Annotated in this window: 10 protein-coding genes and 1 other RNA gene; 4 read left to right on the forward strand and 7 right to left on the reverse strand. The window is 42.8% G+C overall.

The window, feature by feature from the left end:
• Window positions 1–25: 25 nt before the first annotated feature.
• From PPIS_RS07870 to PPIS_RS07890, 5 genes are all read right to left on the reverse strand, one after another.
• Window positions 26–355, reverse strand: a complete 330-nt coding sequence (locus PPIS_RS07870; RefSeq protein ID WP_010371401.1) for a helix-turn-helix domain-containing protein — start codon at window positions 353–355, stop codon at window positions 26–28.
• A 163-nt stretch (window positions 356–518) separates the two neighbouring features.
• Complete coding sequence (locus PPIS_RS07875) at window positions 519–1,232, reverse strand: retron Ec48 family effector membrane protein (protein WP_010371398.1); 714 nt, start codon at window positions 1,230–1,232, stop codon at window positions 519–521.
• The gene (locus tag PPIS_RS07880; protein WP_010371395.1) at window positions 1,219–2,418 is read right to left on the reverse strand and encodes a reverse transcriptase family protein; all 1,200 of its coding nucleotides are present in this window, start codon (window positions 2,416–2,418) and stop codon (window positions 1,219–1,221) included. The genes PPIS_RS07875 and PPIS_RS07880 overlap by 14 nt, the downstream gene beginning before the upstream one ends.
• A 784-nt stretch (window positions 2,419–3,202) precedes the next feature.
• Window positions 3,203–3,299: signal recognition particle sRNA small type (ffs, locus tag PPIS_RS07885), an RNA gene on the reverse strand.
• A gap of 146 nt (window positions 3,300–3,445) precedes the next feature.
• Window positions 3,446–4,324, reverse strand: coding sequence for a DUF3014 domain-containing protein (locus PPIS_RS07890; protein ID WP_010371393.1), 879 nt, complete (start codon window positions 4,322–4,324; stop codon window positions 3,446–3,448).
• Between the two features lie 554 nt (window positions 4,325–4,878).
• On the opposite strand from PPIS_RS07890, the gene PPIS_RS07895 reads away from it, so the two are divergent.
• From PPIS_RS07895 to PPIS_RS07905, 3 genes are read left to right on the forward strand one after another with little or no spacing between them, the layout of a single operon-like run.
• Complete coding sequence (locus tag PPIS_RS07895) at window positions 4,879–6,018, forward strand: patatin-like phospholipase family protein (RefSeq protein ID WP_010371391.1); 1,140 nt, start codon at window positions 4,879–4,881, stop codon at window positions 6,016–6,018.
• 33 nt (window positions 6,019–6,051) lie between these two features.
• Window positions 6,052–7,230: a beta-propeller fold lactonase family protein gene (locus PPIS_RS07900; protein WP_010371389.1), complete on the forward strand. Its 1,179-nt coding sequence runs from the start codon at window positions 6,052–6,054 to the stop codon at window positions 7,228–7,230.
• Between the two features lie 6 nt (window positions 7,231–7,236).
• Window positions 7,237–7,818 carry a GNAT family N-acetyltransferase gene (locus PPIS_RS07905; protein WP_010371387.1) on the forward strand — a complete coding sequence of 194 codons (582 nt, stop codon included), beginning with the start codon at window positions 7,237–7,239 and terminating at the stop codon, window positions 7,816–7,818.
• 1,227 nt (window positions 7,819–9,045) lie between these two features.
• Here PPIS_RS07905 and PPIS_RS07910 read toward each other — a convergent pair.
• Window positions 9,046–10,257, reverse strand: coding sequence for an alpha/beta hydrolase-fold protein (locus tag PPIS_RS07910; RefSeq protein WP_010371386.1), 1,212 nt, complete (start codon window positions 10,255–10,257; stop codon window positions 9,046–9,048).
• Window positions 10,258–10,372: 115 nt separating this feature from the next.
• On the opposite strand from PPIS_RS07910, the gene PPIS_RS07915 reads away from it, so the two are divergent.
• Complete coding sequence (locus tag PPIS_RS07915) at window positions 10,373–12,463, forward strand: winged helix-turn-helix domain-containing protein (protein ID WP_010371385.1); 2,091 nt, start codon at window positions 10,373–10,375, stop codon at window positions 12,461–12,463.
• Between the two features lie 97 nt (window positions 12,464–12,560).
• Here the strand turns inward: PPIS_RS07915 and PPIS_RS07920 are convergent, their stop codons facing one another.
• Window positions 12,561–14,531 (reverse strand): monovalent cation:proton antiporter family protein, encoded by a 1,971-nt coding sequence (locus tag PPIS_RS07920; protein ID WP_010371384.1) that lies wholly within the window; start codon window positions 14,529–14,531, stop codon window positions 12,561–12,563.
• Between the last annotated feature and the right edge of the window lie 62 nt (window positions 14,532–14,593).

Consider the following 14,593-nt stretch of genomic DNA (forward strand, 5'->3'; position numbering starts at 1 on the left):
AAATAACTCTCATTGTTGTAGTTTTTTATTTGTCCGTCTCAGACTTTGACTCTAGTACAGTACGCTTAAAAATATCAAGCAACTTAACACGCTCAGCTTGTTCAACATTATTCCATGCACAAATTAATTCCGCCAAATCGTCTTCTTCACAATAAAAATAAGCCACAGGCACGCCCAACTCATCTGCAATACGCTTCATCGTAGTAAAATCTGGTGCGTGCTTACCTTTTTCGTACTGGTTCATTCTTGCACTGGCCGTGTTGGGCTCCATACCTAAAGCAATGCCTAGCTGCTGTTGCGTGTACCCAGCTGCTTTGCGGGCTTCTTTTAGGCGTAAGGGCGTTGGTGATTCCATGAGTACCTTAGCTACTAACTTCAATAGCTAAGATTCTCTTAGTATAGCGCCCTCATTGGTACTAAGGAATACTTAGTTAAGATCTAACGTGCCACATTTTCTTTTCTGCTTTCTAATATTGATTCAGAGCTGAATATGCATGCATCGAATGAGAAGAGCACCACTAAATATAATGCCTGTCTGGTAGTACTGGCATATCCACATAATGACAAAACTCAGAGTTAACTCTGCCAACTAGTTTAAAAACGTCACCTTCCAACTCATAAAAGTCTCTTCTTGGAAGAAACTCAATTTCTATGCCTACAGTAGCAAGTAGCTCTTTCACTTTCTGTTGATGTGGCTTGTATTTAAAAGACCCTTGGCTCAGGTCTACAACCTTGCTGTTGCTGTCCTTTACCACTGCATCAAGTTGGTTCAGAAAGTTTATGTAGCTTTCAGATGGAGTTAACACTCCCTCTCTAGATTCTGGAAAGATCAAATTGTAAAATTTGAATGAGTTAATCGCTTTTGGTGATAATCGAAGAGTATTCGATGCTTCTGTAGAAAGAAATCCTTTAAATAATTGATAGTGAGCTAAATGATTTGAGAATTTTGCTGTCTCTTGATGGCTTATATAGCTATGTAACGCAATATAAATACCATATACAGTAGCAACACCAAGGCTAACCGAAAACCCTATCTCCAAAGCTTTAATTGATGATGCGAAAATAGAAGCAAAATTCTGGGTGCAGGTATTGCTCAAACAAAAATCCATGTTACCTACATTGTTACTACGAAAAGTTGCTATGTAAAATACGATAGAAACAATCAAGCTAAGTAAAAAAGGGAACATACTAAAACACCAAAACTTAGTTTTTAGCTCATTAACTTTTATCATAATTAGGAAACACTTTTTTTAGTCTAGGACGTAATTTATTGACATAGTTAGGATAAGATTTAGCAATAAGGTTTAATCGCTCTTGAGCTCTATAAAACCTTTTATAAAACCAGTAGTTATCACCTTTCTTCTCATAATCTCGCTCTAACGTTGAAATCATGACCTTGATTCGTTTTAAATCTTTCTTTGACGGCTTTGGGTGCACTTTTAATAACCGTTCAGTTAACTTTTTATGTTGATTATGTCCCACTCGCTTTAGCTTATTGACTCTTCCCATACAGCGATTGTAGTCTTGTCGATACGCATGAGTCGTTCTAAATTTCGGTTCAGACGCAAGACGTTCAACATTTTTAACTGAAGCTCGAATTCTAGAAATTTCATCCGCAGGCAAGCGAGGTTCTTGAAACGAAATTCTGAGCCCATGAACCAATAATGGACCTTCAGAAACCCTAAAAACGTTAGTTTTTTCAACATTCACTGGCAAATCTTTTTCATGAAGCATATCTATGACGAGGCTTTTTACATAAGAAAAATCGTAGTCTCTATCCATCGAAGAAATTGTAATATCGTCAACCAACCTGGTATATACCAAGCCTTTGCGCTTTACTCTCCTCACAACATCAGGTTCTACGTCAAACAGACATAACGAAGCAATATAACTAGAAGTTAGGGCTCCTTGAACAACAAAGTCTTTGTAACAGCAAAGTTCCGCTAAGCAGTTTGATACATCATCAGGATACTTAAAAAAACTGGTAAATATTTCAACAACATGATCAATGTGAATATTATTGAAAAAGTCCTGCACATCGACTTTCAGGATACTACTACGTAGACAATGATTTTTTACGCAAGCTACGTAGTCCTTATGTTCCAGCTCTCCATGCAAAAGATGCTGATTTGGGATCGAACCATAAATGAAACTCGGCCAGCGTATTATCGCACCACTTTTTGGATTAAAAATACGGTTGTTTATACGCCGCTGAACTTTTCTTAGTGTTCGATGGGGGTTATAGACAATCCTTACACCACCAGAAGACTTCGGCACTTCTGACTTTACATACCTATCATCACCAAGTTGGCTAATCTCATCCAATTCGGACTCATTTATATCCAGCGCCAAGCATAAGTTTTTGATAGAGCTTATAGAGTTCCCTGAATCTTTATCATAGTAGTCAATTAATTCCATGTTTTCGCTTCTTACTAGTAGGCTAGGCCTGCCCATACTGTAGGATGAATCGAGGAATACCTTATCCATCGAATTGACTTTGAGTACGCCATTCCTCGAAACGGCCTAGCCTAGACGTCAACCTCTACTCTGGGTTTGAGTGGGAAAGTGTCGGGCTCCCTCGGACGAGTTCGTTTTTTAACGAACGCCTGCAATTCACAGGCTATATCCTCAAAATCTTCTATCTATTTCAATGGGTAAAGGACAAGCGATACGCTTGCGTATCTAAAAATTAGACCGTGAAAACACTGTCGTCAACAAAAAGATTAAATATAATTTCACTTCTTCAACAACTGCACAAACGGCACTTTTTTACAAAAATGAACCTCAATGAACGAGCCTTTATCATGAGGCCCATTGGATTTAAACTATGAATAAGGTACTACTTAAAACAAAACGAACTCTCGCTTTCAAACGCCAGTAATATTTTTACCACACAAACAACATACGATGGATCGAAGAGCTGCTAAAAACTGCTCGAAAAAGCAATAGATAGCTTTAATCTAACGATTTGAATAAACGATACGTATTGGCTAGAACAGAAGTTTTGAATCATTACTATGGCGAGCCACTGCAATATGGAAACACTAACTAATTTAATGAAGAACATACTATTGTTTCAATGAGTAAAGAATGCGCTTTTTACTTGAAGAGATTAGGAATCAGTATGTTTTAGTATAGTTTTAAGTGCTATTAATAAAACTTACACTTCAAACAACAACAAGTATGGAGGTTTGGGTGGCAGTCTTACCAGCCACATCCCGGCACACAAATCATACGCTGTGGCTGCTTCGTTCCCGACCTGACCAGATTCACGTACTATTGTTGCGAGAGGACCAATAAGACTACCATTGAGGGCCTTGTTTGGCGCGGGATGAATTATCTCGAAGATTGCAGGGGGATGCAAGGGAAAAGTCAAAAAGCTTGGCTAACTGGGTGATGTTTAAACAGTTTGCCAAGCTTTTGTGGATTTTATGAGGCTGTGTGCTTATTTGTTCAACGCAATTTTGATTTCTTCTAGGCGCTTTTTCACTTTCTTCATGTTTTCAGGGCCCATTCTTAAAAACTGTTTTTGCGCCGGAGAAAGTTGCTCCCATTCTGCATAAGCATATTTATAGGTAACTGAGTCTTTTACCAAAGGCAGTGCAGTGTCTGGAATGGGTGTTGCCAACAACTCGTCGATTGCATCCGTTAACGTGCCGTTGAATGCATCTCCTTCGTAGCCTATTTCTTCGTATGCTTCTTCAAATAATGGTTTGTATTGGTCATATAGTCTAACCACTTGCGCGGTACTCATGGTGTCGAACATGGCGACATAAGGTGTGTAACGCTCGTAGCTGTTAGGATCGGTAATAATAATGTCGTCATCAATTACGCTAAAGCCATCTTGCGGCTTCACCACTGGTGCGTGGTTTTCTGCCACTTTACCCTTTGCTAGGTTATCTACATAAACTACCGTGCGGCGGATCACGTCATCGTCTGCCAGCAATTTTACCGCTTGATTAGAAAGATAATTCGATACCGCTTCTTTAATTTCGGTATCACTTTGTGAAAGCGGTGGTAGTGTTACTTCAGGTTCTACCGGTTCTACTTGCTCTGGCTCGATTTGCTCTCGTTGCGGTGGCAAGGTTACTTCAGGTTCAACCACTTGCTCAGGTGGTGTTTCTCTTGCGGTATTGACCAGTGGCGTTTCTGTTTGTTCAGGCACAACAATATCTTGTTTTACCTTTTGGTTTTCCGTCGATGGAGTGTCTTTTTGTGCTAGCACAAACACAGCCACAATAATCAACGCTAGTACAACTACTGCGGCAAATAACAACTGGCTGTTAGAAGGCCTTTTATTACCTTCTTGATGGTTCTCTGACATGGGGACTCCCTCTTCGTCATTGTTGATACGCGTTAATGTAAAACTATCACCAAATACTTGACTAATAACTTAATGCGCGCTGAAACCCTAAAAAAATGCGTTGTGGTGCAAACTCTGGCTACACCTTGTTCAAACATTTGATCTGAATAAAAATACTTGAGCACAGAACTTAAGTTCAGTACATTGAAGTTAAGCTAAATTGCCACTTTATTAAATACAAAATCGCGCCAATTAGCGACTAAATTAAACCACTAGTTTGTTAAAATTTGTTTGTGCCACCATAGCGCTTTAGTGCTTAAATTTCAAAATAATAGCCTAATATGTTGCGTGGGTATGTGCACTCAGACAACTTGGGTTTTAGCTAGGTTCAACTAGAATAAATAATACAACCGATAAGCGGCTTAAGGGCAAAATGGCACTTTACTACTAAAAATAACGCATTTACTGGAGTTATCAACTCTTTGCACCTAAAGCATTACAACATCAATAAAGATAAATAACGCATAAAAAGACCAAATTTAAATTAATAAAATTTAACAGCAGGATGGCCTCTTTTGAGAAAGCACAGAACGAGTGATAAAAAAATTGCCTTACTACTGACTGGAGGTGGTGCAAGGGCCGCTTATCAAGTTGGGGTATTAAAGGCGCTTGCGCAAAGTATGCCTCGTACTTCTCCCCTCCCTTTTGAGATCATTACTGGTACCTCTGCCGGCGCAATTAACTCGGCGGGAATTGCCTGTTACGCATCTTGTTTTCACCTTGCGGTGAAAAAAGTGGAATATATTTGGAAGAACTTTAGCACCGACATGGTGTACAAAAGCTCGTTTACTGGTGCATACGGCCATTTATTTGCCAATATGATGCGCAGCTTTCAAGCGCAGTACCTGAATCAGCCACCAGCCAGCTTGTTAAATAACTCGCCGCTTCGAAAGCTGCTGGCCAATGTGCTTGATTTAAATCGCATCGATCACAATCTGCACCGCCATTATCTTGATGCCATCGCGATTACGGTTTCGAGCTATTCTACTGGTAAATCAGTGGCGTTTTATCAGGCGAACAATGCTGAACCTTGGCAGCACTCAAAGCGCGAAGGTGTTCCGGGCACGATTTCGCTCGACTTACTCATGGCAAGTTCGGCTATACCTATGGTGTTTCCAAGCGTGCGCGTTAAGCATCATTACTATGGTGATGGCTCTATCCACCAGCTCTCCCCGCTTAGCCCTGCCATTCATTTAGGTGCGGATAAAATCTTTGTGATCGGTGTTGAGCAGCCTAAACTACCACAGCCGCTCGGTTATGAGCCGCATTTTCCGGGAATGTCTGTGGTCGCCGGTCACCTGCTAGACAGTGTGTTTAGCGATACCTTGAATTCAGACATCGAACGGCTCGACCGCGTCAACCGTACGGTAAGCTTGCTACCGGCCAGAGAAAAGCACAAAGAACTTAGGCGAGTAGATCATATGCTCATCAAGCCAACGGTTAATTTTAATGAAGTCGCAGATCATTATTACGAAGATATGCCGTTGGCAATCAAGCTGTTACTCAGAACCATGGGGGTTAAAAAGCATTCTCCGTCGAGTTTAACGAGTTACTTGCTGTTTGAGCGTACTTATACACAAAAACTCATTGAGCTTGGATTTGAAGACGGCATGAACCGCTTGGACGAAATGAGAGAGTTTTTGGAACTCAAGTAAGATTTACAAAAATAAAAATAGGTAGTGAAAAAGATGTATAAACCTACTATAAGCGCACTTCTGCTTATCGCACTTGGGTCAATTTCATTTAGCGCACAAAGCCAAACGTTCGACGTTGTTCAAATCATCCAAAATAACACTGCTGGGTTTAGCGGCTTAGATAATCCAAGGCAGCTGCGTTTTAATCGCCAAGGTACGCAGGGCGTTGCAGTAAGTGGCGACGATAACGCAGTGGTTACATTTACGCTTGATGCACATAAGCAGCTAGTCCAAGATCAACTCTTTCAATCGAGCGACGCGCATCCACTTTTACTGACTGGCGCATCCGATGCGGTATTCGTAAATAGCAATCTCATTCTTAACACTAGCTTTTACGATGGTGCATTAAATGTGTTTGCAAAAGATAAAACGGGTAAGTTTAACCTTGTGCAAACCTTTTCTGACGAAGTGTCTTACAAAGTGGTGTTTGATCCAACCAAAAATGCCTCAGCTCATGACACCCTTAGCTTGTTTGCACCTTGGAAAATTAGCTTAAGTGGCGACAAGCGCTATGCATTTGTCCCAAGTTATAAAAGCAATACGGTCACTGCTTTTAGGATCACTCCTACAAACAGCGTGACTTGGCTCGGCCCTATTGATAGCGCTGAGCAAACTGACATGGGTGGGCCTGTGGATGTGCTAGTAAGTAAAGAGGCTAACGCGCTTATCGTCGCAGGTTATGAAGACGATGCCATTACGCTGTGCCAACAGACAAAAGATACTTATACTGTTAAGCAGCGCATCGTTAAAAACGACACTAACCTGCTCGCGCTCAGTAAACCACAAGCCTTGGTTGCAAGCTCAGATTTCACTGTTTTTTATGTTGCAGCGGCGGGCAGTAACAGCATTTTAGCCTTTGAGCGTCAACAAAACGGCCAATATCATTTGCTCCAGACCATTGATGCAAACCAAGTTGGCAAGCCACTTAACGGTGTCTCCACCTTGTTACTTGCTGCTGATGGCAAAAGGTTGTTCGCAGCCTCTGAGAGTAGCTCTGGTATTGCAGAGTTTAGCGTTACCGCAACGGGCAAGCTCACACATATCGCAACTTTTGATGATTTGACCAATCCCTTAGCCAATATATCAGCCTTGGCTTTTGTGACTGACGCAAATCATTTAGCCGTATCTCTTGCAAAACAAGATACCATCAAAATACTCAAAATAAGGAAGTAGTAACGCATGTGGCCAACTGATAAACCACTGATAGGACACCATGTTACCCTTGAACCATTATCAACAACCCATATTAATGCCCTGCAACAGGCAGTAAAAGATGGTGAAGCATGGAAGCTTTGGTATGCCAATGTCCCCACCCCAGACGATATGGAGCGCTATGTTAACACTGCGATAAGCCAAGCATCTGAAGGCAACCTTGCGTATGCGGTAAGGCTAAATAGCAGTAACGAAATCGTGGGAACCACCCGCTATTACAATGCAGATATAGCCAATCGCCGTGCCATGCTAGGCTATACTTGGTACAGCGATAAAATGCGTCGAACAGCGGTTAACACGGAGTGTAAGTTTTTGCTGTTACAGCAACTTTTTGAAGATTTTGACGCCATTGCCGTAGAGTTTAGAACCCACTTTTTTAATCATGCCTCTCGCAATGCCATTGAGCGGCTTGGTGCCAAACTCGATGGTATCTTGCGCAGCCACCAGTTCGGTAGAAACGGCGAGCTAAGAGACACCGTTGTGTATTCGATTATCGCCTCAGAATGGCCCACCGTTAAGCAGCATTTATTGAGCAAGCTCGACAGGTAGTAAAAGCATAAAAGATCGCAGGGTGAACCTGCTCCTACTCTGTGTTGTAGGAGATGCTTTACGCAGCGAGCAGTAACAACAAAAACAGCGCACAAGATCGCAGGGTGAACCTGCTCCTACTCTGTGTTGTAGGAGATGCTTTACGCAGCGAGCAGTAACAACAAAAACAGCGCACAAGATCGCAGGGTGAACCTGCTCCTACTCTGTGTTGTAGGAGATGCTTTACGCAGCGAGCAGTAACAACAAAAACAGCGCACAAGATCGCAGGGTGAACCTGCTCCTACTCTGTGTTGTAGGAGATGCTTTACGCAGCGAGCAGTAACAACAAAAACAGCGCACAAGATCGCAGGGTGAACCTGCTCCTACTCTGTGTTGTAGGAGATGCTTTACGCAGCGAGCAGTAACAACAAAAACAGCGCACAAGATCGCAGGGTGAACCTGCTCCTACTCTGTGTTGTAGGAGATGCTTTACGCAGCGAGCAGTAACAACAAAAACAGCGCACAAGATCGCAGGGTGAACCTGCTCCTACTCTGTGTTGTAGGAGATGCTTTACGCAGCGAGCAGTAACAACAAAAACAGCGCACAAGATCGCAGGGTGAACCTGCTCCTACTCTGTGTTGTAGGAGATGCTTTACGCAGCGAGCAGTAACAACAAAAACAGCGCACAAGATCGCAGGGTGAACCTGCTCCTACTCTGTGTTGTAGGAGATGCTTTACGCAGCGAGCAGTAACAACAAAAACAGCGCACAAGATCGCAGGGTGAACCTGCTCCTACTCTGTGTTGTAGGAGATGCTTTACGCAGCGAGCAGTAACAACAAAAACAGCGCACAAGATCGCAGGGTGAACCTGCTCCTACTCTGTGTTGTAGGAGATGCTTTACGCAGCGAGCAGTAACAACAAAAACAGCGCACAAGATCGCAGGGTGAACCTGCTCCTACTCTGTGTTGTAGGAGATGCTTTACGCAGCGAGCAGTAACAACAAAAACAGCGCACAAGATCGCAGGGTGAACCTGCTCCTACTCTGTGTTGTAGGAGATGCTTTACGCAGCGAGCAGTAACAACAAAAACAGCGCACAAGATCGCAGGGTGAACCTGCTCCTACTCTGTGTTGTAGGAGATGCTTTACGCAGCGAGCAGTAACAACAAAAACAGCGCACAAGATCGCAGGGTGAACAAGCTCCTACTTTGTGTTGTAGGAGATGCTTTACGCGGCGATCTGTATAGCTTACTGCACGATTTTGCTTTTTGCTTGAGCTATCATGCTTTCGAAATAATCATATACTGACGGATCGTCGACTTGCTGTGCTTTCGCAAGTTGCAAGGCGTGATTAAAGCTTTTCAGCGCCTTGTTATACGCTTTGTTCTCTAAATATCCATGGCCTAGGCTGGCATGGGCATAAGACGAGTCGGGATAACGCGTGACAAATGCATTTAAAGTCGCGAGCGCAGCGTCTAGGCGTTTATGGCTGGTTTGCGCGTCAGCAAGTGCTCTGTATATAGACTCTGGCACTAACACATCAAACTCATAGCGCTTAGAAAGCTTTAGATAATAATCTTCAATATCAGAGATATGCGCATATTTTCCGGCTTCTTCATTGAGCTCAAAGTAGAAATCGTCAAAAAGTTTCGTTAATCCTTCATAGAGACTTGGATAAAACGTAGTTTGATGCGTTTCCAATTCTTTAAGGCTAAATTGCCAATTTACCTCTTTTGATCTGAGTGCTTTCAGGTTTGACGCAACTCGCATACCGTTGGTGTAAAAGTCGCCACCTTCCCCTGCGATACTAATATACAGATTGCGACGTAAATCATGCGTTGAGTTGCTAAGTGCTTTAAACTGCTGATCCAGCTCTTCCTCACCCCACCAACCTGGCGGACTAACAAGCAGATAATTAGTAAATATCTCTGGCTTATTTAAAAAGGTGTGTAGTCCGTAGATCCCACCATTGGAATACCCTACTAACGTACGATTAGGTTTGAGTGAATATTGCGACTCAATGAAAGGAAATAACTCCCGAGTTAAGAAGGCTGTAAATTCGGCTGTCTTGCCAAATTGAGGAAACTTCTCTTTAATCCAGCGCTGTCTATCACTTTGGGGCTCACCGTTAATTGGCGGTAAGTAGTCTCTAGTTCTCACCGTGGTTTTCAACCCAACAACGATGGTAGCAGGTATTTTTCCAGTGCTAACCAAAGACTCCACAATACCCACGGTTTGGGTAAAAAAGAATTCAGCATCGAGTAAGTACAACACTTGATATTGTTTCTTAGGGTCATAATCATTTGGCGTATAAACCATGACCTCCCTATTCTCACTTAATATCTTAGATGCAAAGGTTATTTTAGACCCAATCGTGATGGCTTGTTGTTCTAATGTTTGCCCATACACCTTGCTCAATGCAGCAAGTAGCATTAACACTAGCAAAATAATAAAACGCATGACTTTCCTTTTTAGTTTATTTTTATCAGTGTGTTACATTAGGAAAAAACAGGGCGATAAAACAGCAAAGTTTGCTGATTTTTCGCTGATAATTCGCTGAAAAAAGAATTTTAAAATGGAATTAAAGCAGTTTTTGATTGCAGATCACCTTGTAGATGTAAATCGCAATCATATTGTTATCGACCAACAGACTTATGCGCTCCCCCCTAAAGCAATAGCGGTGCTTTGTGAATTGGCAAAACAACCAGGAGAAGTGGTGAGCTTTGAGCAACTACTTAACACCGTTTGGCACGACAGAGTTGTTTCTCCAAATACATTGCAGCGCTGCATTTTCCAAATTCGCCAAGTATTCAAATATGCTGATAGTGAGTTAGAGTTTATAAAAACGCACAGTAAAAAAGGCTATAGTTTAGAGGCACCCGTTACGTCGATAAACGATAAGCCGAGCGCGCATAAAGCGACTCAAAAATCTCGCCCACGCGCTGCAAAATTTGGGGTAGCGGCACTAGCCGTAGTTATCACGGCTTATCTCTTTACGGTTATAATTCAACCAAAGACCAACCCCAGAGTGCCTATTCAACCTACTTTTACTCCAATGACCACAAGTGACGCATGGGATGCAAATGCCAGCTACTCACCTGATGGCCAATGGATTGTTTTTCAGCGCTTTAGCGATAATTGCCATAGTCAGCTTTGGGTAAAAAATCTAGTCTCGCACAAAACCTCTCGTTTAACCGCTCGCCAGGGCGTATACGGAAAACCAAGTTGGTCACACGACGCAAAGCAACTAACTTTTACCGAACGGAGTCATTGCAAGGCTCAAGAGACGTCTCCCTTTTGCTGGTCTTTAAACACACTAGATGTCGATACCGCAATCAACTCACCACAAAATCCACATGCCGTTATCGCTTGCCAAGAAAAGCCCATGTGGCGTGCAAATTGGATGAAAAACGGCGAGATAAGTTACTTATCTCATTTGCGCCCTAAACAAGCAGTGCCCTACCTTTTTGATTTAAAAACAAAAAAAAGCCGCACTACCGAGTATTTGCCAAACTTTGAAAACTACACTCTTGACTACCTTGCAAATCAAAATGTTTTCGCCATGGTAAGCATTGATGAGCACAACTCTCATCACCTGAATATTTACAATCCCGATAAGACGCCAACGATCACGGCAAAGATAGTACTACCGCACGAATTGTCACCATTGCAGCCAATTGAAGTCAGTTACCACCCAAGCGGCGAGTATTTGCTCGCATCGACGACCAACGGACTTTATAAACTGCAAACCAACGGGAGAATGATTGCTCTTGATACTGGGGGCAGAAAGAATCTAAGAGAGGCTTCTTTTTCAGCTGATGGAAAACAGATCTTAGCGACACAGATAAATGCCGATACCGATATTTTTACCTTAAGTCTTGCTCAAATACGAAATCACCAAACCGCTTCGGCAGCAAAGATAGCCAGAACAACAATGAAGGAGGACAACCCACAGTTTCAACCTCATGGTGATCATATTGCTTTTACATCTACACGTACTGGTTCAAGGCAAATATGGCTTTACAATGATCAAGGTGTTTCACAGCTCACCGATTCACAGCATGACAATATCAGCAAACGAATTGTGTGGTCTCCTGCGGGTAATGAGATAGCTGGCACAACGCAAAAAGGACTCACGTTGTGGTCTTTAAATGGTGATAAAACCCTCATTGCTAATTCGCTTGCCATTGATTCTGTCCTGCAGTGGCTAACGCCAACGACGTTATTGGTCACAGCAAGGGAGAATGGAAATGCTGGACTTTACATTATTAATAAAGATACCAAAGAAGCCTCGCTCATTGTTTCTGAAAATGTAGTTTGGGCCGTGCAAGTAGATAGTGAACATTTTCTTTATCAAGATATGAGTCAGCGTTTTTGGCTTGTTAACACAAACACAGCTCCTGTACCGACTGAGATCCATGCGTTACGCGCTCAGTTAGCGCAGCCATTTGCCGTTTATAAAGACGGTATATTGTACGGCGTAAACAACGACAACCAACTATGGTCTTATCATCTCAGTGCAGGGATATATCAACACCTTGCAGAGGTACCCAGTAACAGCCGCTACTTGGCAGATTTTAACGGTGAAACCTTTTTGTTTACTCAAATGCATTTGATGCAAAAGCATATCGTGTCATTTAATACACCTGATGATCAAGGCACATAGATAGCGCAAGAACGCAGGGTAAACCTGCTCCTACTCCATGTCGTAGGGACACTTTACGCGGCGATCTGTTAAAAAAGCACAAATTTAAGAAACGTTATTATGGCAGGCCATCGAGTAAAAACTGCTCCGCACGTTCAACGCGGCGGGGTTTCCCCTTTAACAGCAAAACATCATTAACGCGTAAAATGGTTTGCTCATCTGGTTGAGCAATTTCTTCGCCGTCCCGTCTTAATGCAGTAATATCAACGCGCTTAACCTTGAGCTCAAGCTCAGCGATTGACTTGTTAACGGCAAATGCATGGTCAGGCAAAGCAATGGCATGCAAATATTCTAGTCGCTCGCCTGTGACTTCATGCAGATCATTGCTGTCTCCAGCAAAAAAACCATGTAAATACGGATAACGATTTTCTCGCTCTTTACTGACGCGACGAAAAATCCTGCGCATTGGCACGCCAGACATGTACAGCACATGGGAAACCAGCATCAAACTTGCCTCTAAAGTTTCTGGCACAACTTCTGCGACGCCCATGGCTTTTAATTGCTCCATGTAGCTGTCATCTTTCATGCGTACCAAGATCTTCACTTCGTGGGTACGCCGACGAATGGCGTCAACAACCACCTGCGTCTGTTCAAAGTCATCAAAGGTAATGATAACCAAGCGCGCTTTATCAATATTTGCTGACTTTAACAGTGTTTTTTGTGCCGCATGACCAAATAACACGGGCTCACCCGCAATTTGTGCGTCTTGTACAATTTGCGGGTTGCGCTCTACCGCAATATATGGAATAGCCTCTGGACGTAAAAATCGTGCGATAGTTTGACCAACACGCGCGTAGCCAAAAATCACAACATGATTTTTTAAATCAGCCGCGTTATAACCACTTGGCGCTTCGGGTTGCCAGTCTTTTTCTATTCCCAAGATATTGAGAATATGCGCGGTTTTACTAATAAGATAAGGCGTTAACGCCATAGACAACACGCCAAGCGTGATCAAGAAGGACACTTCATTCTTGTCTAATAATTGATGTTTACTGGCAAGAGCAACCAATACAAAGCCAAATTCCCCCATTTGCCAGATCAAAATACCAGCGCCCCAAGCGTCTTTTTTACGCTCTCCCATTAACTGCGCAACGCCAACGATGATCAACACTTTGATCACAAGCACGGCGCCAAGTGCTGCAACAATATAAATAAACTGGTCGAGCACATAAGGAATATCTAGTTGCATACCCACTGTGACAAAAAAGAGTCCCATTAGAATATCTCGAAACGGTCTAATTTCTGCCTCAAGCTGATGCCGATATTGGCTTTCCCCTAACATCATGCCCGCTAAAAATGCGCCGAGCGCCATTGAAAGTCCGAATGCATAAGTGAGCGAACCCGCGCACAGGGCAACAACTAAAGTAGATAAAACAAAGAGCTCATCTGTTCTTACTAATGCGATTTCGTTAAATATTTTAGGTAGTAACCACTTACCTATTGCCCATAAAACCAGACACACAACCGCTCCCTTGGCAAACGCAAAAAGAAGCGCTGACGCCAGCTCTGAATTACTCGCAGAGGAAATAAGCGGAAACGCGATGAGCAGTGGCACAACGGCAATATCTTGGAATAACAACATGCCAATACCGAGCTGACCATGGCGTGTGTTGAGCATCCCCAGCTCTTTTAACAGCTTAACCACAACCGCTGTAGAAGAGAGAGCAATGAGGCTCGCAATCACAAATGCGCCCACCCACTCATATTGCATAAAACGCAACACTAACATCCCGATGATCGTGGTCACAATGACCTGTAAACTCCCCAAGCCGAATACTACGTTTCGCATTGCCATTAATTTTGGCACGGAAAATTCAAGCCCTAAACTGAACAGTAAGAACACAATTCCAAGCTCAGCCATAAAGTGAATTTCTTGGCTATCACTCATCCATCCAATGCCGTGACTGCCCGCAATTACTCCAGTGAGCAAATAAGCCAGAATAGGCGGCAAGCCAATCCGCTTAAAGGACCAGACTAAAATCACAGCACATAATAGCAAGGCAAAAACCTGCGCGAAGATACTTTGCAATCTGCCTCCTGAGCGAAGAAATTGACGGGGAATAAAGGTGGATTTCTTATTCTTTCTTTTAA

Source organism: Pseudoalteromonas piscicida (assembly GCF_000238315.3).
Classification (GTDB): Bacteria; Pseudomonadota; Gammaproteobacteria; order Enterobacterales; family Alteromonadaceae; genus Pseudoalteromonas; species Pseudoalteromonas piscicida.